This is a genomic window from Streptomyces sp. NPDC014995, assembly GCF_043080745.1.
Taxonomy (GTDB): domain Bacteria; phylum Actinomycetota; class Actinomycetes; order Streptomycetales; family Streptomycetaceae; genus Streptomyces.
The window spans coordinates 17,663-38,112 of the sequence record NZ_JBIBVX010000001.1 but is presented as its reverse complement, the minus strand read 5'-3'; the positions used below and the strand labels follow the sequence as shown (position 1 = coordinate 38,112).

The window sequence follows — 20,450 nt, the reverse complement described above, 5'->3', positions numbered from 1 at the left end:
CGGGGGGAGCTGCCCGGCGTCGGTCTGTCGCTCCGACGGGGGATGCGGAGCGCGTACGAAGTATGTCACGGGTAACCGGCCCCACGGCACCGGAACAACATGATTGATCTGAGCTTTTCCTGAGCTTGGCGCACCGTCCGCTCACGGCCGGCTCACGGCCGCCGCTCGGCCGGATCGGCCTCCGCTTCCGTACGGTCGGATTCCGCGAAGCGCTCCTCTTCCGGGCCGGAAACACCGGACCCGGACACACCGGACCCGTCCTCCGCGCGCGGCGGCGCGAGCATCGGCCGCACCGGCGCCGTCACGAACGTCGAGGGAAGCCCCGGCGCGTTCTCCCGCCCGGCGTTGGCGATCACCACCGCGATGTAGGGCAGGACCGCCCCGAGGACCAGCGCCACCACGGCCACATGGCGCTCCACGTTCCACAGCACCGCCGCGAGGATCACGGCCAGGGTGCGGACCGACATCGAGATCACGTACCGCCGCTGCCGGCCTCGCACATCGTCCTGGAGTCCCTGACGGGCTCCAGTGATCCGGAACACCTCGACGTTGCCGCCGCCACTCCGCTTCCGCATCGCGTTCCACCATCCGCCCGCATCGAACTCTCCCCGGCATCCACCGTACGCCGCGACTGCGACACCTTCGAGGCCGGGGCGCCCACGGTGGGGCGGACGTCCTGCGCCGTACCGCGTACGGCTCCACCCGACATGCGCCGTACGGCAGACGGACCCACACTGGGGGCAATGCTCACGTCGAGCCGTACAAGGAGGCAGCCATGGGCTGGTTGTGGGCGATCATCGTGGGACTGGTGCTGGGCCTGATCGCCAAGGCGATCATCCCGGGCAGGCAGCACAGTCCCCTCTGGCTGACCACCATCTTCGGCATTCTGGGCGCCATCGTGGGCAACGCCGTCGCGCGCGGCTTCGGCGTGGACGAGACCCCCGGCATCGACTGGAGCCGCCACATCTTCCAGCTGATCGCCGCGATCATCATCGTGGCCTTCGGCGACATGCTGTACATGGCGACGCTGGGGAAGCGGAAGCACCGCACCTGAGCCGCGGCGCCCGGAAGGGGCCCGGCAGGGGCGCGGGGCTGTATCCGTCCGCGGCTCCGCCGCGGGGCGGGACGAGCCACGGCGAAGCCGCAGCCCGTGGAAACCCGCACCCCTGCGGCGGATCCCGGAAAGGGTGACTCAGCCCCCGGTGACCTCGACGGCCGCAAGGTTCTTCTTGCCGCGCCGCAGCACCAGCCACCGCCCGTGCAGCAGGTCTTCCGCGGCCGGGACGAAGTCCTCGGCGGTGACCTTGACGTTGTTCACGTAGGCACCGCCCTCCTTCACCGTGCGCCGCGCGGCCGACTTGCTGGCCACCAGGCCGACCTCGGCGAACAGGTCCACGACCGGTCCGAGTTCGGTGACCCGGATGTGCGGCACCTCGGACAGGGCCGCCGCCAGCGTCCGGTCGTCGAGGTCCGCCAGCTCGCCCTGCCCGAAGAGCGCCTTGGACGCGGCGATCACGGCGGCCGTCTGCTCGGCGCCGTGCACCAGCGTCGTCAGCTCCTCGGCCAGCGCCCGCTGGGCGGCCCGGGCCTGCGGACGCTCCTCGGTCTGCCGCTCCAGCTCCTCCAGCTCCGCACGGGAACGGAAGGACAGGATGCGCATGTACGAGGAGATGTCCCGGTCGTCCACGTTCAGCCAGAACTGGTAGAACGCGTACGGCGTCGTCATCTCCGGGTCGAGCCAGACGGCGCCGCCCTCGGTCTTGCCGAACTTGGTGCCGTCCGCCTTGGTCATCAGCGGCGTCGCCAGCGCGTGCACGGTGGCGTCCGGCTCCAGCCGGTGGATCAGGTCCAGGCCGGCGGTGAGGTTGCCCCACTGGTCGCTGCCGCCCTGCTGGAGCGTGCAGCCGTAGCGCCGGTAGAGCTGGAGGAAGTCCATGCCCTGGAGGATCTGGTAGCTGAACTCGGTGTAGCTGATGCCCTGGTCGGACTCCAGGCGGCGGGCCACGGAGTCCTTCGTCAGCATCTTGTTGACGCGGAAGTGCTTGCCGATGTCGCGCAGGAACTCGATCGCGGACAGGCCGGCCGTCCAGTCGAGGTTGTTGACCATGACGGCCGCGTTCTCCCCCTCGAAGGAGAGGAACGGCTCGATCTGGCCGCGCAGCTTGTCGACCCAGCCGGCGACCGTCTCCGGGGCGTTCAGCGTGCGCTCCGCCGTGGGGCGGGGGTCGCCGATCAGGCCCGTCGCCCCGCCGACCAGCGCCAGCGGCCGGTGACCGGCCTGCTGGAGCCGGCGCACGGTGAGCACCTGCACCAGGTGGCCGACGTGCAGGGACGGGGCGGTCGGGTCGAAGCCGCAATAGAACGTGACGGGACCGTCCGCGAGCGCCTTGCGCAAAGCGTCCTCGTCAGTGGACAGGGCGAACAGCCCCCGCCACTTCAGCTCGTCGACGATGTCCGTCACGGTTCTCGTGTCTCCTCGAGTGGGCTCGTAATCAGGTACGAGGTTATACGCCCTGGCTGACAGAGCTCATATTGAAGTCCGGCACCCTCAGCGCGGGCATCGCAGCCCTGGTGAACCAGTCGCTCCACTCCCGCGGCAGCGTCTTCTCCGTGCGCCCGGCCTCGGTGGCCCGGCCCAGCAGGCCGACCGGCGACTCGTTGAACCGGAAGTTGTTGACCTCGCCGACGACCTCGCCGTTCTCGACGAGGTACACGCCGTCCCGGGTCAGGCCGGTCAGCAGCAGCGTCGCCGGGTCGACCTCGCGGATGTACCACAGGCAGGTCAGCAACAGCCCGCGCGCGGTGCTCGCCACCATCTCGTCCAGCGAGCGGTCGTCGCCGCCGTCCAGGATCAGGTTGTCGCCCGCGGGAGCCACCGGCAGGCCGGTCAGCGCCGCGCTGTGCCGGCTGGTCGCGAGGTGCTTCAGCTCGCCCCCGTCGACCCATTCCGTGGCCCGGATCGGCAGCCCGTTGTCGAAGACCGACTGGTCGCCGCCCGAGGAGTGCGCGACGACGAACGGCGCCGACTCCAGACCCGGCTCGTTCGGGTCGCTGCGCAGGGTCAGCGGCAGCTCGGTCAGCTTCTCGCCGAGGCGGGTGCCGCCGCCCGGCTTGGAGAACACCGTACGGCCCTCGGCCGCGTCCCGGCCCGACGCCGACCACAGCTGGTAGATCATCAGGTCCGCGACGGCGGTCGGCGGCAACAGCGTCTCGTACCGACCGGCGGGCAGCTCGATCCGCCGCTCGGCCCAGCCCAGGCGTACGGCGAGCTCGGCGTCGAGCGACGCCGGGTCGACGTCCTTGAAGTCCCGGGTCGACCGGCCCGCCCACGCCGAGCGCGTACGGTCGGGCGACTTGGCGTTGAGCTCCAGCGTCCCGTTCGGCTGGTCGTGCCGCAGCCGCAGCCCCGTCGACGTGCCCATGTACGTCGACACCAGTTCGTGGTTGGCGAAGCCGTACAGCTCGCGGCCGCCCGCCCGCGCGCGGGCGAACGCCTCGCCCAGGGCCGGCGCGAAGTCGGCGAACACGGCGGACGAGGTCTCGGCGGGCGCGTCCGTGAACTCCGGGGACGGCGCCACCCCGGTGACCAGCGGCTGCGCGTCCTCGGCGGGCCCGGCCCCGCGCGCGGCGGCCTCGGCGGCCCGCACCAGCGGCTCCAGCTCGTCCGCGGTCACGGCGGCCCGCGAGACGACCCCGGAGGCGGTGCCCTCCTTGCCGTCGACCGTCGCGATCACGGTGAGTGTGCGCGAGCGCGTCACACCGTTGGTGGTGAGCGCGTTGCCCGCCCAGCGCAGGTTGGCGGTCGACTGCTCGTCGGCGATGACGACACAGCCGTCGGCCCGCGACAGCTCCAGGGCCCGTTCCACGACCTCGTGCGGCTTGTTCGCCTTGTTGGTGCGCGCGCTCATCGACCCGCCTCCTGCGTCGTGTTCAGGCTGTGCTCTCCCGGGGGACGACCCCCGGACCCCCGGCCGGTCCTGCTGCTGGCGCTCATCGACCCGCCTCCTGCGTCGTGTTCAGAATGTTGACGCCCTTGAACAGGGCCGACGGGCAGCCGTGGGAGACGGCCGCGACCTGGCCCGGCTGCGCCTTGCCGCAGTTGAAGGCGCCCCCGAGGACGTATGTCTGCGGACCGCCGACGGCGGCCATGGAGCCCCAGAAGTCGGTGGTCGTCGCCTGGTAGGCCACGTCCCGCAGCTGCCCGGTGATCCGCCCGTTCTCGATCCGGAAGAAGCGCTGCCCGGTGAACTGGAAGTTGTACCTCTGCATGTCGATCGACCAGGACCGGTCCCCGACGACGTAGACGCCCCGGTCGACGCCTCCGATGAGGTCCTCCGTGGACATGCCCGCCGGATCAGGCCGCAGCGACACGTTCGCCATGCGCTGCACCGGTACGTGGCCGGGGGAGTCGGCGAACGCGCATCCGTTGGAGCGCTCGAACCCGGTGAGTCTCGCGATCCGCCGGTCCAGCTGGTAGCCGACGAGCGTGCCGTCCTTCACCAGGTCCCAGGCCTGTGCCTCGACGCCCTCGTCGTCGTACCCGACGGTCGCCAGGCCGTGCTCGGCGGTGCGGTCGCCGGTGACGTTCATCAGGTCGGAGCCGTAGCGCAGCTTGCCGAGCTGGTCGAAGGTGGCGAAGGAGGTGCCGGCGTAGGCGGCCTCGTAGCCGAGGGCCCGGTCCAGCTCGGTGGCGTGCCCGATCGACTCGTGGATGGTCAGCCACAGGTTGGACGGGTCCACGACCAGGTCGTACAGCCCCGGTTCGACGCTGGGCGCCCGCATCTTCTCGGCGAGCAGCTCCGGGATGCGCTCCAGTTCGTCGTCCCAGTCCCAGCCGGTGCCCGTGAGGTACTCCCAGCCCCGCCCGGCCGGCGGCGCGATCGTCCGCATCGAGTCGAACTCGCCGCTGGACTCGTCGACCGACACCGCGGTCAGGTGCGGGTGCAGCCGCACGCGCTGCTGCGTGGTCACCGTCCCCGCCGTGTCCGCGTAGAACTTGTTCTCGTGGACGGTGAGCAGCGAGGCGTCCACGTGATTGATCCCGTTCGCCGCGAGCAGCCGTGCGCTCCACTCCGCGAGGAGCGCCGACTTCTCCTCGTCGGGCACGGTGAACGGGTCGATCTCGTACGACGAGATCCACGTCTTGTCGGCGTGCACCGGCTCGTCGGCGAGCTCGACCCGCTCGTCGGACCCGGCGGCCTCGATGACCTGGGCGGACAGCTTCGCCATCGCCACCGCCTGGGAGGCGACCTTGGCCGCCGCGTCCATCGTCAGGTCCACGCCCGACGCGAACCCCCACGTGCCGCCGTGCACCACGCGCACCGCGTACCCGAGGTCGGTCGTGTCCGACGACCCGGCGGGCTTGGCGTCCCGCAGCCGCCAGGACGCGCTGCGCACCCGCTCGAAGCGGAAGTCCGCGTGCTCCGCCCCCAGCGCACGCGCGCGTGCGAGCGCGGCGTCGGCCAGGGCGCGTAGGGGCAGTGCCAGAAATGACTGGTCGATTTCATGGGGCACGGATGGGTTTCCCTTCGCGCTGTCACCGGTGAGGACCGTTCAAAACCGCTCCTGGGAGTGAATCATGTCCCCGCGGACCCGGGAGCAGGAAAATCGCGTCACCGGACGCCCCGCCTCCGCGTGATTTTCCCGTTACCGAGGGTGCGTTGTCGGTGGCAAGTGTCAGTATCTGTCCATGCACGGTTGGGGGCTTGATTTTCGTACGTGGCTGTTGTCGCTCGACGAGCGCAGTCTGCGGGGGTTGTTGGCGCAGCACCAGTGTCTGCGGCGCAGACAGTGCCAGCACCGGCGGCGTCCGAAGGACGGGGCGAAGGAGTTACCGGGGGCGGTCGCCTCACGACGCGACGCGCACTCGGTACGCGTGTGGTTGACCACCGCGACGGAACCCATGCTCCAGTCGGCCGCCGCCTGCGGTGTCGCCTGGGCCTCCCAGACGCTCGTGGGGGTCCACGGCTTTCCGGGGCACGTGGTGGCGCATCCCACCGAGGACCAGCTGCTCACGATGCTGGAGGTCCTGGAACCCACCCTGGCCCGGTGCGCCGTCTACGGGCTGCTCGTGCCGGAGGCCCTGAGAAGGCTGCCCGCGGCGGAGATCGCCGCGCGGCACAGGGACCGGTGCCTGGCCGCGGCGGACCGTGAACCGCCGCCCGACGCCAGGGAGATCGGCCCGGCGCTCGCACGGGAACTGGGCGAGCGGGAGCAGCCGGGCGCGTCGGCGGACGGCCGGGGAGAAGAGGCGGGGGACGACTGTCCCCAGGGCACGGAACCGGCCGGTGGCCAGGAACGGAGGGGGACGGGGATGACGACGGCCGAGGTGCGGGCGGTCGGCACCGGCGACGACGGCGACGCCGTCCGCCGGGCGGCGAACGCGCTGCGGGGGTCCGGCGCCGACATAGCGCGGGACCTGCGGGACTTCGCCGACGCCGTGACGGAGGGCCGGCTGCCCGGGACGGCCGAGGGACTGGCCGACCGGCTGACCGCGTGGGCCGGCGAACGCGCCCGCCTCGCGGAGACGGTGTCCGCTCAGGAGGGCCACTGGCCCGCCGACGCCGGATACGCGGAACTCGCGGCGGAACTCGACCGCCTCGGCCGGCTCCGGGCCGAACGGGTCGAGGCCCGCGCCCAGTTGGAGAAGCTCCGGCTGCGCGCGGCGCAGTACGAGGGGCTGATCGCGGAAGCGGTGGCCGAGGCGGAGGCCGACGGCCTGCGCATGGCGCTGGACGGCATACGCGGCCAGATGGCGCGGTTCGAGGCGCTGTTGGGGACGGGGACGCCGTCGGTCGCCGAGGGGACGACGGCCGTGGAACCGGCCGCCGTCGAGTCCGCCGTCGAGCACGCCGGAGGGCCTGGCGCCGAGCCCGAGGCCGTGGCCGGCACGCCGGGCGGGCGCCCCGGCGCGCAGGACCCCACCGCCGACGGGACGGACGGCCTCGGGAGCGTGGCGGACAGCGCGCTCCCCGAGACGGACCGCGTGCCGCGCGCGGTGGACGGCGTACCGCAGTCCGCGGAGGGCGGCGGCGCCGATGCCGACGGAGCCGACGCGCCCGCCGAGGAGGGCGCGGAGGGTGTGCACGCACGCGTACCGGCCGGCCCGGTCGCCGAGGCCGGGACTCTTGAGCCGTGCGGAGAGCCGCCCCAGCCGGGCGGCACCTCCTCGTCCAGCGACCGCCCGTCGTCGAGCGAGCCCCTCCGCCCGCAGGTCGTCGAGCCCCGGCCGGACACCCACTCCCGGCCGGCCACCGACCCCACGTCCCTCGCCCGGCCCAGGCCCGCCCCGCAGCCCGTCGCGGACCCGGAACCGCACCTCGCCCCGCAGCCCGCGCCGCGGCCCCAACCGGCCCACACGCCCACCGCCACCACGGCCACCGCGCCGCCCACCCTCACCTCGAACACCGTCAACCCACCCACCGTCACCACGCCCAACGCCACCACCGTCCTCCACACCACCTCCGCCACCCCCAACCCCCCTCCCACCCGGCCGGCACAGCGCCTCACCGAGGAAGTGGCCCACCCCTGGACGGCGCCGGAGGGCGGCCCGTCCCCGCTCGCCCGGCTCCTCACGCGCGGGCACCTGCCGCAGGCCTACTGGATGACGGCGGCGTCCGAGGAACTCCCGCACCGCACCAGGGCGCTGTCCTTCCTGACGGCCGCCTTCGCCTGCGCCGACGTGGACGGCGCCACCCAGGTGCAGAGGGAGCACGACATCACGGTCCTCGACCTGGTCGAGGACCGTGAGGCGCACCTCGTGGCCCTGGTCGCCGCGATGAGGTCGGGCCTCACGGCGGGCTGGCCGCACACCCTCGTCAGCGACTTCAGCATGCCCTCCGGCCTGTCCCAGCCCTGGCAGCACCTGCTGATGGTGCTCAAGGAAGCCGTGCGCGAGTGCCACATCTTCGTGCCCGGCGCTGCCGAGCAGGCCACCGAGCTGGACCACCAGGTCACCGTCCGCGACCTCGAGGAGTCCGCGCGGGTCCTCCTGGAGGACCTCCCGCGCCGGAAGATCAAGTACCAGCGCGCCTCCCGGGTGCTCCAGTACCTGACCGGCCCCTCGGGACAGCTCCACCAGGCGCTGCGGGCGGTGCTGGACTGGGCCCGCGGCACGGCCGACGACACCGCGCTCAGGGCCTTCGGCGAGAACCTCCGCCGCAGCGAGTACGTCGACCGGCTCATCGAGGACGCCGACAGCCGCTTCCGCACCCCGAAGCAGGCCAGGGAAGCCATCCACTCGGGTGCGCTGCGCCAGCTGCACGCCACGATCCGCTCGGTGGGGGAGCTGACCGCCAAGGCCGAGGCGATGGCCGCCGCGGCCCAGGCCAGGGACGCCGCCTCCGGCCCGAAGGTCCCCCAGGTCGAGGCCGCCGTGGCGGACCTCGTCTCCTACGACGACCCGCCGGGCGTCGGCGGAGCCGCTCTCGGCCTGCTCAGGATGTGGCTGGCCGCGGAACCCGTGGTCCCCACCGGAGCCCTGGTCGAACCGGACGGCTCCCTGCGCCCCTCCGACGACTGCCTGCTCCTGCTGCCGGACCTCCCGCGCGACGCCACCGGCCGGCTCGACCTCGCCGACCCGCGCACCGCCCCCGCCCTGGCCGGCCTGCTCTGCCCGGCCTCCCCGGAGACGGCCCTGGCCGAGTACCTGGACCGCGGCGACCTGCACCTGGCCCGGGCCCTGGTCCGGATGGCCGGCGAGTCGGGCGCGGAGCCGGCCGTGCAGCCCGACTGGCTGGAGGACGCCGTACGCCGCTGCCGTGAGGCGGAGAAGGCGTGGCGCCGCAGGATCGGCGAGCACCACCGTCTGGCCGCCTCGCACCTGGCCCAGATCCGGACGCTGAACCTGATGCCCTCCGACACCGAGCGCGAGTTCACCGGCCGGCTCCAGGAGTTCGCGGACGGCGACGAGGCGGGCCGCTACCGCTACGCCCTCGGCGCCCTGCGCGACCTGGTCGCCGAACTCACCGAGCTGGTCGCGGAGTCCACCAAGCGCCTGCGCGAGCGCCTGGAAGCGGTGTGGTTGGACCCCGAGCGCCCGCTCTCCGAGCCGGACCACGAGCGGATCCTGCGCCTGATCGACGAGGGCGACACCGTCACCGCGCAGGAGTTCCTCGCGCTCGTGGAGAGCGGCCAGCGCCTGCCCGACCGACCCGACGACGAGGGCGCCGAACTGCGCGAGTTCCTGGCCGGCCTCACCGGCCCCGGAGCCCCCGCGCCCGGCGGCGACGGCGTCCCCGCCGGCTGGTGGGTCGACCGCTACAGCCGGGGCGAGAAGGTCACGCCCAACGCCGATCTGGGCCTCGCCTCCTGGAAGGCCCTGTGCACCAAGAAGGGCCGCAACGGCGACTGGCGGCACCACATCTCCCGGGTGCTGCGGCTGCTGGGCCTGAAGCCCACCGCCCAGTTCCAGATCGAGCGCACGGGCCAGGGCGTCCGCCGGTTCAAGGGACGCGCCACCGTCACCGAGGCTCCCGGGTACGTCGCGGCGCTCGGCTCCCGCGCCACCGCGTACACCGTCCTGCTGATCTGGGAGGAACAGCGCGCCGACGGGCCCCTCGCCCACCTCGAGGACTCCGACGTCGACGCCAACATCGTCCTCTACCTGCACCCCCTCGGACCGGAGGGCCGCCGCACCCTCACCGAGGCCTCGCGCCGCAAGGCACAGCAGGCCCTCGTCGTCGACCCCGCCGTGGTCGGCTGGATGGCGGCCCGCGCCCCCGGCGCCTTCCGCGCCCTGCAACGCGTCACGCTGCCCTGGGCGTCGTACGACCCCTACACCCCCTTCGTCGCGGGCGCCGTGCCCCCCGAGGTCTTCTACGGCCGCGACCAGGAACTGCGCGAGGTGATGAACCCGGAGGGCGGGCTCTTCCTCTACGGCGGGCGCCAGCTGGGCAAGTCGGCGCTGCTGCGCAGGGTGGCGGAGCTGTTCCCGAGCAACTCCGACGCCAACGTCGCCGTCTACCTGGACCTCGTCAAGGCCGAGATCGGCCAGGCGGAGTCACCCGAGCGGATCTGGAACCTGCTGGCCGAGGACCTGAAACGGCAGAAGGTCATCGACGCCCGGAAGGTGTCCGACCAGGCGGGTCCCGACGTGGTGGCCAAGGCGATCCGCAGCTGGCTGGACGCCGACGACTCCCGTCGGCTGCTCATCCTCGCCGACGAGGCGGACGCGTTCCTCACCGCCGACTCCCGCCGGGTCTTCCGCTCCGGCGGCGAGTCCACGTTCCAGAACGTCAAGCGCTTCCAGCACCTCATGGAACAGACGGACCGCCGGCTCAAGGTCGTCTTCGCCGGCCTCCACCAGGTGCAGCGCTTCGGTGAGCTCTCCAACGTCTCCACCGCGCACGGCGGTCCGGACGTGCTGGTCGGCCCGCTCAACCCCACCGCCGCCGTACGCCTGGTCACCGAACCCATGGCGGCCCTGGGCTTCGTCTTCGAACGCCCGGAGCTGGTCTGGCGCATCCTGGCCATCACCAACTACCAGGCCAACCTCGTGCAGATCTTCTGCAGCGAGCTGGTCCGCACCCTCCAGGCCCGCTCCCAGCGCGGCCCCCACCGTCCCACGCCGATCACCGAGACGGACGTCCAGGACGTCGCGGCCTCGGAGACCGTGCGCACCCGGCTCGCCGAGCGGCTGCGCTTCACCATCAACCTGGAGGACCGCTACCGCGTTCTGACCCTCGTCATCGCCCTGCGCAGCCTGGACGACGGCTACCGGGGCGACTACTCCGCCGAGGAACTCCTCCAGTGGGCCCGGGAGGCCTGGGAGGAGGGCTTCCAGGAGCTGGGCGTCAAGCAGGTGCAGATCTACCTCAGGGAGATGGTCGGCCTGGGCCTGCTGGTGCAGCTGGGCGACCGCTCCCGGTTCGCCGTCCGCAGCCCCAACGTCGTCAACATGCTGGGCACCCGCGACGAGCTGCTGCTGGAGCTGCGGGAGACCGAGTTCAGCCAGCCCTACGAGTACGACCCGAGGGCGGCCCGCCGACTGCTGGGGCGCGACGGCCGCAGCGATCCGCATCGTTACGTGACGCGCTACAGCCCCCTCACCGAGGGCCAGCTGCACGAGGCCGCGCAACCGGGCGTCACGGTGATCGGCACCACCAGGCTCCACCGCCCACAGCTGATGATCAGAGCCACGGAGCGGTTCGCCGAGACGCGCGGCGTGGAGGTCCGCCGGGCCACCGCGGAGCACGACCTGCGCGCGGTGCTCACCGACGCCTCCCGCCTGCGCAAGAACTACGTCCTCGCCCTCGACCTGCGCGGACTCGACGGGGCGGCGCTGGCGGACGCGGTGCGGCTGTGCGTGGAGCACGCGGGCCCCGCCGCCGACGCCCTCGTCCACCAGGCCGAGGGCCGCAAGCGCTCCAACCACCGTTCTGTGTTCGTGGTCGCCGACGCGCTGGCCGTAGAAACCGTGCAGGAGCCGCCGCAGGGGGTCGAACCGCTGCCCGTGCGCTTTCTGCGCCCCGAGCGCTGGTCGGTGGAGAGCCTGCGGGCGTGGCCGGAGTGCCCGTTCGTGTCCAAGGCCGACCGGGCTCGGCTGATCAAGGTCACCGGTGGGTGGGCCACGTGGGTGGAGGCGGCCATCGCGGACGTGACCGTCCAGGGGGCGACGCTCGACAGCGCTCTGGACAAGGCGGCCCGTGCGATCCGGCAGCCGGAGAACCTCGACAGGCACTGCGAGGAAGCCGGCCTGGAGCGCCGCGACCTGGACCTGCTCGCCCTGTGGAGCGGCTATGTGAGCGAGGGCCAGGGCGTCCCCATCGACCAGGTCGCCGAGGCGGTGGAACTGCCCGAGCCGGAGACCGAGGTCTGGCTCGCCCGCCTGGACCGGCTCGGTCTCGTCGACGCGGTCGCCGACGGCATCGCCATGGACCCGGTGACGTTCCGTGCCGTGGCCGCCCGTCACACCGGGGAGTGACGGTGGCCCCGACCGGTGAGGAACTGGCCCGGCTGCCGGGCGTGCGCGGCCAGATCGAACGCATAGCGGCCGATCTGGCCGCCGGCCGCACCTGCGTGTGGCTGATGCCGGACGACCTCGTCGACCAGGGCGTCGCCGAGGACCTGCACCGCGCGGTCATGGCGCGCTGGCCGGAACAGGTCCAACTGCCCGAACCCGCGACCGCGCCGGAACCGGACGAGTGGGCCGGCGAGGGGGACGAGTGGAACGCCGAGGCGGACGGGGCCGCCTGGCCCGCCGGTCCCGCCGACGACGTCCCGCTGCTCGACGGGTTCGACGACGGCTTCGACATCGGCTGGGACCTCCCGGCCCCCCGGCGCGCCCCGGCGCCCACGTCCGCGGAAGGCGGGCCGTCGGAGCTGCTGACCCGGCTGGCCAAGGAACTCTCGCTCGACCCGGACCACGCGCTCGACGAGCTGACCGACCCCGCCGTCCACTGGCGGCCGGTCATCGGCATACGGGCCTGGACCGAACCCGACCCCCGCCAGGGCACCGCGGGACGCGCGGGAGAGCGCGGCCACGACATCGCGCGGCTGGTGCGCGCTCTGGCAGCGGCGATCAAGGAGGCGGGCCTCCCGCCGGAGCAGCGGCCACGGCTGATGGTCACCGGCCGGCTCCGCGACCTGCCTCCCCAGCTCCCCGACGAACTGGAACTGGAGCTGGCCACCGCCTCGGTCCACTGGTGGTGGGGCACGATCGGCCGGCTCGACAGCGCCACCCTCCTGACCGGGCTCGACGGACACCAGGACCACGGCCGCAGGCCCGCCAAGGCAGGCACGGTACTGCGCGCACGGGTCCTGCGCGCGGTGCGCGCGGAGGTGGCCGGCGAGCTGTGCGGCGCGGACCTCGCCCTCGCGGCGGACCTCTTCGCCCGCTGGGACGGCAGCGACCGCACCCTCGACGACTGCCTGCGCGCCTGCCTGACCGCCCGGGCCCGGGCGGTGGCAGCCGACCGCCCGGCGGTGCACAGCGGCGCCGGCCTCCAGCACAAGCCGCCGTCGGGCCTGCGCCGGGCCTGGGCGGACGGGACCGTGCAGGCCTGGGAGGGCCGGCCCAGACTGCACCCCGCGCTGTGGCACAACGACGGCACCGGGAGCCGCCCCGACCAGGTCAACGTCCTGGTCGGCCTGGCGCAGGCCCGCGTCCTGACGCCGTGGATCGAGGAGGCCCGGCGCGCACTGGCGGAGCTGGCGCTGTCCTTCGCCAGCCGGCCGGTGGCGGAACTGGTGAAGCTCCACCTGAGGACCCGGCTCCCCGACTGCGACACCCACCCGGAGCGCACCTTCCGGTGCGCCGAGGCGGCCGAACTGCAGCGCGCCTGCCTCAGCGGCCACATATCCCTGCCGGTCGAGGAACGCCTCCTGCTCGCGACACTGGTCAAGGCCCGCAACCGGCTCGCGCACCGCCAGGTCCTCCGGGACGAGGACCTCGACGACCTGTGTGCCAGACTGACGGCCGCCGACCTCCGATGGGGCCGTGACACGCAAGGACTGTAGGAATCCGACAGTGGCGCCGGTGCCCCACTGTCGGTGCCCGAATGTCCCCGAGCCGGGGCGGACCGATAGGTTTCGAAGGAAGCCGCCTGTCAACCAGCGTCCGGGCGGTTGTGTCAGACCCCTATGGAAAGGGTGATCCGTTGAGCCGCTCGGTTCTCGTCACCGGAGGAAACCGGGGCATCGGCCTCGCCATCGCCCGCGCGTTCGCCGACGCCGGCGACAAGGTCGCCATCACGTATCGCTCGGGTGAGCCGCCCGCCGGCTTCCTGGCCGTCAAGTGCGACATCACCGACGCCGAGCAGGTGGAGCAGGCCTACAAGGAGATCGAGGACGCGCACGGCCCGGTCGAGGTGCTGATCGCCAACGCGGGCGTCACCAAGGACCAGCTCCTGATGCGCATGTCCGAGGAGGACTTCACCTCGGTCATCGACACCAACCTCACCGGCACCTTCCGGGTCGTCAAGCGCGCCAACCGCGGCATGCTGCGCGCCAAGAAGGGCCGCGTCGTGCTCATCTCGTCGGTCGTGGGTCTCTACGGCTCGCCCGGCCAGGCCAACTACGCCGCCTCCAAGGCCGGCCTGGTCGGCTTCGCGCGCTCCCTCGCCCGTGAGCTGGGCTCGCGCAACATCACCTTCAACGTCGTCGCGCCCGGCTTCGTCGACACCGACATGACCAAGGTGCTCACCGACGAGCAGCGCGCGGGCATCGTCTCGCAGGTGCCGCTCGGCCGGTACGCGCAGCCGGAGGAGATCGCCGCGACGGTGCGGTTCCTCGCCTCGGACGACGCCTCGTACATCACTGGAGCCGTCATCCCCGTTGACGGCGGACTGGGAATGGGTCACTGATCACCATGAGCGGAATTCTCGAGGGCAAGCGCGTCCTGATCACCGGTGTGCTGATGGAGTCCTCCATCGCCTTCCACACCGCCAAGCTGGCCCAGGAGCAGGGTGCCGAGATCATCCTGACCGCGTTCCCGCGGCCCACGCTGACCGAGCGCATCGCCAAGAAGCTGCCGAAGCCCACCAAGGTCATCGAGCTCGACGTGACGAACGACGAGCACCTCGGCCGCCTCGCGGACATCGTCGGCGAGGAGCTGGGCGGCCTCGACGGCGTCGTCCACTCCATCGGCTTCGCGCCGCAGGACGCCCTCGGCGGCAACTTCCTCAACACGCCGTTCGAGTCGGTCGCCACGGCCATGCACGTCTCGGCGTACTCCCTGAAGTCGCTCACCATGGCGTGCCTGCCGCTGATGCAGAACGGCGGCTCGGTCGTCGGCCTCACCTTCGACGCGCAGTACGCCTGGCCGCAGTACGACTGGATGGGCCCGGCCAAGGCCGCCCTGGAGGCCACCAGCCGCTACATGGCGCGTGACCTGGGCAAGCAGAACATCCGCTGCAACCTCATCTCGGCGGGCCCGATCGGCTCCATGGCCGCCAAGTCCATCCCGGGCTTCAACGACCTGGCCGCCGTGTGGGACAGCCGCTCCCCGCTGGAGTGGGACCTCAAGGACCCCGAGCCGGCCGGCCGCGGTGTCGTCGCCCTGCTGAGCGACTGGTTCCCGAAGACCACGGGCGAGATCATCCACGTGGACGGCGGTCTGCACGCCATCGGCGCCTGATCCCCGCCCTCGTCGTCGACGCCCCGTCCCCCGCACCGCGCGGGGGGCGGGGCGTCACCCGTTCGGCCCACCCGGCCGGGCGGGGGAGGGCCCCAGCAGGCACGCTGAAGTGTGCGTCCCGCACGCGCTTCCCTCCCCAGCACGGCCGAGGAGGTCCCCTTGTGCGCCTGTCCAGCAGCCTGGCCCCAGTGACCGTCGCCGTCGCCGTCGCCGTCTGCCTCGTCCTCTCCCTGCCGTACGACGCCCTGCCCCACGCGCGCGTGGGGGCACCGGAACCCACCGCCAGGCCGGACCCGTTCGGAGCGGAGTGCCGCGTCGCCCTCCAGGGCTCCCACGTCGTCGCCCACTGCCACAACCCCTACGCCGACACCGACCGGGTCCGTCTGCACATCGAGTGCGCCCGCTGGTGGGACCTCGACACCGACGGCGCCCCCGTCGAGGCCGGGCCCGCGATGACCGTACGGCTGACCGGCCGGTGCTGGAAGGAGGTCCGTACGGCCTGGGTCAGCCACCAGAGGGCGTGAACCGCCCGGGCCGGCACAGGAACGGATAGCTCGCCGCCTCCAGGGCGGCCCGCTCCGCGTCCCCGGCCCGGATCGCGTCCAACAGCCGGGTGTGGTCCATGTGCGTCTCCGGGGTCAGCTCCTCGCCGACGTCCGCGCGCAGCCAGTCCCGCAGCACCTCGCCCAGGTCCGCGTACATCGCGGTCATGACGTCGTTGTGGGAGGCGGCCACCACCGCCAGGTGGAACGTCGCGTCCGCCGCGACGAACGCCTCCGCGTCGCCCGACTCCCATGCCTCCTCGCGCCGCAGCAGCAGCGCGTCCAGCTGCTTGAGGTCCTTCTCCGTACGCCGCTCCGCCGCCAGCCTCGCCGCCCCGGACTCCAGCGTGGAGCGCAGCTCGGCGATGTGCCGGGGGTCGGCGTCGGCGAAGCGGCGGTGCATCACGCCCGCCAGCTCACTGGTCGCCACGACGTACGTGCCCGAGCCCTGCCGGATGTCCAGCAGGCCGTTGTGCGCGAGCGCGCGGACCGCCTCGCGCACCGTGTTGCGGGCGACGCCCAACTGCTCGACCAGCTCGGGCTCCGTCGGGATGCGCGAACCCACCGGCCACTCGCCCGAGGTGATCTGGGCGCGCAGCTCGGCGATGACCTGCTCGGACAGCGCCGAGCGACGCGGGTGGCTCAGGGGCATGACACACCTTTGCACGCCGGGGCCGGGGACGAAGCACCCGGAGATGGACAGTCAATCATCCCATGATTCTATGATGGGTGGCATGGCTAGTGGAGAGACTCGGACGACGAGGTCCCCGGACCTGCGTACCCCGGCGGCGGACCAGGTGGCGGACGAGCCCACCCGAGCGGCCACGCGCGCGTGGCCGACACGGCTGCTCGTGGTCGGCATCGTGCTGTCCGCCCTCAACCTCCGCCCCGCCATCACCAGCCTCGGTGCCCTCCTCGAGGAGGTCCGCGACGGCCTCGGCATGAGCGGCAGCGTGGCCGGGCTGCTCACCTCGGTGCCCCCGCTCTGCTTCGCCGTCTTCGGCGTCATGGCCCCCCGCCTCGCCCGCCGCTTCGGACCGGGCGCGGTGGTGTGCGCGGGCATGGCCGCCATCGCCGCGGGCCTGCTCATACGGCCGTACGCCGGCAGCACGGCCGGCTTCCTGGCCGCCAGCGCCCTCGCCCTGATGGGCATCGCCGTCAGCAACGTCCTGATGCCGGTCATCGTCAAGCGCTGGTTCCCCGACCGGGTCGGCTCCATGACCGGCCTGTACTCGATGGCCCTCGCCCTCGGCACCTCGGCCGCCGCCGCGGTCACCGTGCCCGTGACCGAGGCGCTGGGTGGCGGCTGGCAGTCCGGGCTCGCGGTCTGGGCGGGCCTTGCGGCGGCCGCCGTACTGCCCTGGCTGCCGCTGGTGCGCGAGCGGGAGGCGGCGCCCGCCGGGCGGGCCACCGCACGCGCGGAGACGCCGACCGGGATGCGCGTCACCCGGAGCCGCACCGCCTGGGCGCTCGCCGTCTTCTTCGGACTCCAGGCCACCGCCGCCTACATCACCATGGGCTGGATGCCGCAGATCTTCCGGGACGCGGGCGTGGCCGCGAGCACGGCGGGCCTGCTCCTCGCCGTCACGATGGTGATGGGCGTGCCGCTGGCCTTCGTCATCCCGCGCGTGGCGGCCCGGCTGCCGCACCAGGGCCCGATCGTGCTCGCGCTCGGCGTCTGCGGTCTCGCCGGATACGCCGGCCTCCACTTCGCGCCCGCCGGTGGCGCCTGGGCCTGGGCACTGCTGCTCGGCGTCTCCAACTGCGCCTTCCCGCTGGCCCTCACCATGGTCGGCATGCGGGCCAGGACCGGCGTGGGCGTGGCGCAGCTGTCGGCCTTCGCCCAGAGCACCGGCTACCTGATCTCGATCCCGGGTCCGCTCCTGGTGGGCGTGCTCTACCAGCACAGCGGCGGCTGGGGGCTGCCCCTCGCGCTGATGGCGGCGCTGATGGTCCCGCAGATGGTGGTGGGCGTCCTGGCCGGCCGTGACCGCACGGTGGAGGACGAGGCCACCCGCCGACCCCGCGGCAGCCGGCGCGGGCGCGAGGTGCGAGACTGACCGCATGCCAGTGCTCGATCCGAACCCCGGGAACGGCCAGAAGAAGATGCTGCTCGTCTTCGGCTCGTTCTTCCTCATCTTCGTGATCATCGCCGTCATCGCGACGATCGCCTCGCCCTGACGGGCCCGCCCCACCCGGGGAGGGTGGGGCTGGCCCCCCTGTCCCCTAGGGGGTCAGGCTCAGGGTCAAGTGGGTGGATCACCGGATGGGCCGATGGCCGCCGGATCCGTACCTTCGAAGTGTGACCGCGCGAGGCGGACCACGGACCACTCGAAGACAGCGGAGGCACCCATGTCGGCCCCCACGCACACCCGGCCCCACCCGGTCGCCACGGGCGGCGTCGGCACCCGGCTGCCCTGGTGGGCCCTCGCTCTCCCGGCGCTCGCCTTCGTCACCCTGCTCGCGCTGATACTGAACCCCTCGGACGCCCAGGCGGCCGCCGGCGACCCGGCGATCACGCAGTTCGTCGAGCGCGTGCGGCAACTGCTCGCGCGCTAGCCGTGTCGATCACGCCCCGGGCACACCCCTCACACCCCGGTCCGCCGGTGAAGCCCCATGTCAACTCCCTGCGCCCCGTGGCCTGTTTCATGCGAAGCTGGGAGCCATGAGCGTCGCAGAACCCCGCAGGATCGTCCTCTTCCGGCATGCGAAAGCCGACTGGCCCCAGGTGCCCGACCACGAGCGGCCACTCGCAGAGCGGGGCCGTCAGGACGCCGCCGTCGCCGGACGCAAGCTGACCGACACCGGCATCCCCATCGACCTGGCCCTGTGTTCCACCGCGACCCGCACCCGCGAGACATGGAAGCTCGCCGTCCACGAGTTCCCGCAGCGGCCGAAAACCGTCTACGAGGAGCGGATCTACGAGGCCTCCCCGGGCGAGCTGATCGCCCTGCTCAACGAGACCTCCGACGACGTCCGCAACATCCTCCTCGTCGGCCACAACCCGGGCATCCAGGGCCTCGCCGACATCCTCTCCGGCAGCGACGAGGGTGAAGCCCGCGAGCGGATGAGCCGCCGTGGCTTCCCGGCCGCCGCCTTCGCCGTCGTGTCCTTCGACGGCTCCTGGAAGTCCCTGGAGCCGGGCGTGGGCACCCTGCTCGACTACTGGACGCCGTCGGAGTAACCGCCGCCAGGCGTATGTCCCCGCCACGCGCGTGGGCCCGGCACCACCGCGGCGCCGGGCCCTGTCGAGTCGTCGGCGCCGGGCGCCGGACCGCTACTCGTCGTGCGTGTCCGCCGCCTCGACCTCTTCGCGGGTGATGCCCAGCAGATACAGGACGGTGTCCAGGAACGGCACGTTCACCGCGGTGTGCGCCGCCTGGCGCACGACGGGCTTGGCGTTGAAGGCGACCCCGAGACCGGCCGCGTTGAGCATGTCCAGGTCGTTGGCGCCGTCACCGATCGCCACGGTCTGCGACAGCGGTACGCCCGCCTCCGCGGCGAACCGGCGCAGCAGCCGCGCCTTGCCCGCGCGGTCCACGATCTCCCCGGTGACCCGGCCCGTCAGCTTTCCGTCGACGATCTCCAGCGTGTTCGCCTGGGCGAAGTCCAGCCCCAGCCGCTCCTTCAGGTCGTCGGTGACCTGGGTGAAGCCGCCGGAGACGACCCCCACCTGGTAGCCGAGCCGCTTCAGCGTCCGGATGAGGGTGCGCGCGCCCGGCGTCAGCCGCACCTCCGCGCGCACCTTCTCGACCACCGACGCGTCCAGCCCCTCCAGCAGCGCCACGCGCGCGTGCAGCGACTGCTCGAAGTCCAGCTCGCCCCGCATCGCCGCCGCCGTCACCTCGGCGACCTCCTCCTCACAGCCGGCGTGGGCGGCGAAGAGCTCGATCACCTCGTCCTGGATGAGCGTGGAGTCGACGTCCATGACGACGAGCCGCTGGGCCCGCCGGTGCAGGCCCGCCGCCACGACGGCGACGTCGACACCGAGCGCGGCCGCCTCCGTGACCAGGGCGGTGCGCAGCGGCTCCGTCTCCACGCCGGAGACCGCGAACTCGACGGCCGTGACCGGGTACTTGGCCAGCCGGAAGATACGGTCGATGTTGCCGCCGACCTTGGTGATCCTGGCGGCGACGGCGGCCGTGGCCTCCGCGGTCAGCGGGTGGCCGAGCACGGTGACGAGGGAGCGGCCGAGGCCACGCGGACGGTTGTCACCGATGCCGGAGATGATCTCCGCCTGCATCTTCATCGACTCCGCCCAGCTGTGGACGGTCGACCGCAGGTCCCCCTCCAGCCCGCGCGGCGGCTCGGTCACCAGCGCGCACAGCACCATGCGGCCACGGGTGACGACCTGCTCGATGTCGACCACGTCGACGGAGTAGGCGGCGAGGGTGTCGAAGAGGCCGGCCGTGATGCCCGGCCTGTCCTTGCCGAAGATCTTGACAAGGAGAGTGGGGACGTCGGTCGGCGAGGTCTGCTCAGCGCTCATGGTGTACCCACCGTATCCGGCACCGAGTGCCTGCCGCCGCTGAGGTCCGTCTGGCGGACACGGAACAGTGCGTGACATGCGGGTAACAGCCTCCTGAAACCCCGGCCACGGCGTCCGACGCACCACCTCGGCGGGGCCTTCCCGGCTTGTCCGGCGGAGGCGCGGCCGGATGTGGGGGAGGAGGCGGCGGTGGCCCGTCGTCCGAGGACCTTCCCCCGGACCGTGGCGGCCCGTCGGCCCGCCGGGGCGGCGGCCCGCCCGGCCCCTGCCCGTCAGCACCGGAGGCCTCGCCCGCCTGAGCACTGCCCGGAGGAACGGCGTCCCGGCCCGAGCCCGGCCGGGG

At 72.8% G+C, this 20,450-nt stretch carries 16 protein-coding genes; 10 read left to right on the top strand and 6 right to left on the bottom strand.

All coding sequences use genetic code 11. The features are described 5' to 3' along the window. Positions 1-152: 152 nt before the first annotated feature. Positions 153-575 (bottom strand): DUF3099 domain-containing protein, encoded by a 423-nt coding sequence (locus ACF1A1_RS00160; RefSeq protein WP_391643758.1) that lies wholly within the window; start codon positions 573-575, stop codon positions 153-155. A 200-nt stretch (positions 576-775) separates the two neighbouring features. Here ACF1A1_RS00160 and ACF1A1_RS00155 point away from each other — a divergent pair, with 200 nt between their 5' ends. Beyond that, entirely contained in the window at positions 776-1,054 is a 279-nt protein-coding gene (locus tag ACF1A1_RS00155; protein WP_391643757.1) for a GlsB/YeaQ/YmgE family stress response membrane protein, read from the top strand. A gap of 138 nt (positions 1,055-1,192) precedes the next feature. On the opposite strand, the gene tyrS is transcribed toward ACF1A1_RS00155, so the two are convergent. From tyrS to ACF1A1_RS00140, 3 genes are all read right to left on the bottom strand, one after another. Beyond that, positions 1,193-2,461 carry a tyrosine--tRNA ligase gene (tyrS, locus tag ACF1A1_RS00150; protein WP_391643755.1) on the bottom strand — a complete coding sequence of 423 codons (1,269 nt, stop codon included), beginning with the start codon at positions 2,459-2,461 and terminating at the stop codon, positions 1,193-1,195. A 43-nt stretch (positions 2,462-2,504) separates the two neighbouring features. After that, the gene (locus ACF1A1_RS00145) at positions 2,505-3,908 is read right to left on the bottom strand and encodes a metallopeptidase TldD-related protein (protein WP_391643753.1); all 1,404 of its coding nucleotides are present in this window, start codon (positions 3,906-3,908) and stop codon (positions 2,505-2,507) included. An 82-nt stretch (positions 3,909-3,990) separates the two neighbouring features. After that, the gene (locus tag ACF1A1_RS00140) at positions 3,991-5,514 is read right to left on the bottom strand and encodes a TldD/PmbA family protein (RefSeq protein WP_391643751.1); all 1,524 of its coding nucleotides are present in this window, start codon (positions 5,512-5,514) and stop codon (positions 3,991-3,993) included. A gap of 367 nt (positions 5,515-5,881) precedes the next feature. On the opposite strand from ACF1A1_RS00140, the gene ACF1A1_RS00135 reads away from it, so the two are divergent. The 5 genes from ACF1A1_RS00135 to ACF1A1_RS00115 all read left to right on the top strand — a co-directional run bounded on the left by ACF1A1_RS00135 (position 5,882) and on the right by ACF1A1_RS00115 (position 15,600). Next, complete coding sequence (locus ACF1A1_RS00135; protein ID WP_391643749.1) at positions 5,882-11,923, top strand: hypothetical protein; 6,042 nt, start codon at positions 5,882-5,884, stop codon at positions 11,921-11,923. 2 nt (positions 11,924-11,925) lie between these two features. Further along, the gene (locus ACF1A1_RS00130; RefSeq protein ID WP_391643747.1) at positions 11,926-13,458 is read left to right on the top strand and encodes a hypothetical protein; all 1,533 of its coding nucleotides are present in this window, start codon (positions 11,926-11,928) and stop codon (positions 13,456-13,458) included. A gap of 140 nt (positions 13,459-13,598) precedes the next feature. Continuing rightward, positions 13,599-14,303, top strand: a complete 705-nt coding sequence (gene fabG, locus ACF1A1_RS00125) for a 3-oxoacyl-[acyl-carrier-protein] reductase (RefSeq protein WP_391643746.1) — start codon at positions 13,599-13,601, stop codon at positions 14,301-14,303. Positions 14,304-14,308: 5 nt separating this feature from the next. Continuing rightward, positions 14,309-15,076: an enoyl-ACP reductase FabI gene (gene fabI / locus ACF1A1_RS00120; protein ID WP_389524717.1), complete on the top strand. Its 768-nt coding sequence runs from the start codon at positions 14,309-14,311 to the stop codon at positions 15,074-15,076. A gap of 161 nt (positions 15,077-15,237) precedes the next feature. Beyond that, complete coding sequence (locus ACF1A1_RS00115; RefSeq protein WP_391643744.1) at positions 15,238-15,600, top strand: hypothetical protein; 363 nt, start codon at positions 15,238-15,240, stop codon at positions 15,598-15,600. Here the strand turns inward: ACF1A1_RS00115 and ACF1A1_RS00110 are convergent. Next, entirely contained in the window at positions 15,581-16,270 is a 690-nt protein-coding gene (locus ACF1A1_RS00110) for a FadR/GntR family transcriptional regulator (protein WP_391643742.1), read from the bottom strand. The two genes, ACF1A1_RS00115 and ACF1A1_RS00110, sit on opposite strands and share 20 nt — an antisense overlap. 70 nt (positions 16,271-16,340) lie before the next feature. Between ACF1A1_RS00110 and ACF1A1_RS00105 the strand changes: the two genes are divergently transcribed. The 4 genes from ACF1A1_RS00105 (at position 16,341) to ACF1A1_RS00090 (ending at position 18,802) form a co-directional block, all read left to right on the top strand. Then, complete coding sequence (locus ACF1A1_RS00105; RefSeq protein ID WP_391643740.1) at positions 16,341-17,678, top strand: CynX/NimT family MFS transporter; 1,338 nt, start codon at positions 16,341-16,343, stop codon at positions 17,676-17,678. A gap of 4 nt (positions 17,679-17,682) precedes the next feature. Next, positions 17,683-17,799, top strand: coding sequence for an SGM_5486 family transporter-associated protein (locus tag ACF1A1_RS00100; RefSeq protein ID WP_391643738.1), 117 nt, complete (start codon positions 17,683-17,685; stop codon positions 17,797-17,799). A 171-nt stretch (positions 17,800-17,970) separates the two neighbouring features. Continuing rightward, entirely contained in the window at positions 17,971-18,177 is a 207-nt protein-coding gene (locus tag ACF1A1_RS00095) for a hypothetical protein (protein ID WP_391643736.1), read from the top strand. A 106-nt stretch (positions 18,178-18,283) separates the two neighbouring features. Next, positions 18,284-18,802, top strand: coding sequence for a SixA phosphatase family protein (locus ACF1A1_RS00090; RefSeq protein ID WP_391643734.1), 519 nt, complete (start codon positions 18,284-18,286; stop codon positions 18,800-18,802). Positions 18,803-18,895: 93 nt separating this feature from the next. On the opposite strand, the gene serB is transcribed toward ACF1A1_RS00090, so the two are convergent. Next, on the bottom strand, positions 18,896-20,107 hold the full coding sequence (gene serB, locus ACF1A1_RS00085) for a phosphoserine phosphatase SerB (protein WP_391643732.1): 1,212 nt from the start codon (positions 20,105-20,107) through the stop codon (positions 18,896-18,898). Positions 20,108-20,450 lie beyond the last annotated feature (343 nt).

Coding starts and splice junctions, on each gene's coding strand:
- ACF1A1_RS00160 (WP_391643758.1), bottom strand. CDS start 575: ATGCGGAAGCGGAGTGGCGGCGGCAACGTCGAGGTGTTCCGGATCACT.
- ACF1A1_RS00090 (WP_391643734.1), top strand. CDS start 18,284: ATGAGCGTCGCAGAACCCCGCAGGATCGTCCTCTTCCGGCATGCGAAA.
- serB (WP_391643732.1), bottom strand. CDS start 20,107: ATGAGCGCTGAGCAGACCTCGCCGACCGACGTCCCCACTCTCCTTGTC.
- ACF1A1_RS00105 (WP_391643740.1), top strand. CDS start 16,341: ATGATGGGTGGCATGGCTAGTGGAGAGACTCGGACGACGAGGTCCCCG.
- ACF1A1_RS00100 (WP_391643738.1), top strand. CDS start 17,683: ATGCCAGTGCTCGATCCGAACCCCGGGAACGGCCAGAAGAAGATGCTG.
- ACF1A1_RS00095 (WP_391643736.1), top strand. CDS start 17,971: ATGTCGGCCCCCACGCACACCCGGCCCCACCCGGTCGCCACGGGCGGC.
- ACF1A1_RS00110 (WP_391643742.1), bottom strand. CDS start 16,270: ATGCCCCTGAGCCACCCGCGTCGCTCGGCGCTGTCCGAGCAGGTCATC.
- fabI (WP_389524717.1), top strand. CDS start 14,309: ATGAGCGGAATTCTCGAGGGCAAGCGCGTCCTGATCACCGGTGTGCTG.
- ACF1A1_RS00145 (WP_391643753.1), bottom strand. CDS start 3,908: ATGAGCGCGCGCACCAACAAGGCGAACAAGCCGCACGAGGTCGTGGAA.
- ACF1A1_RS00155 (WP_391643757.1), top strand. CDS start 776: ATGGGCTGGTTGTGGGCGATCATCGTGGGACTGGTGCTGGGCCTGATC.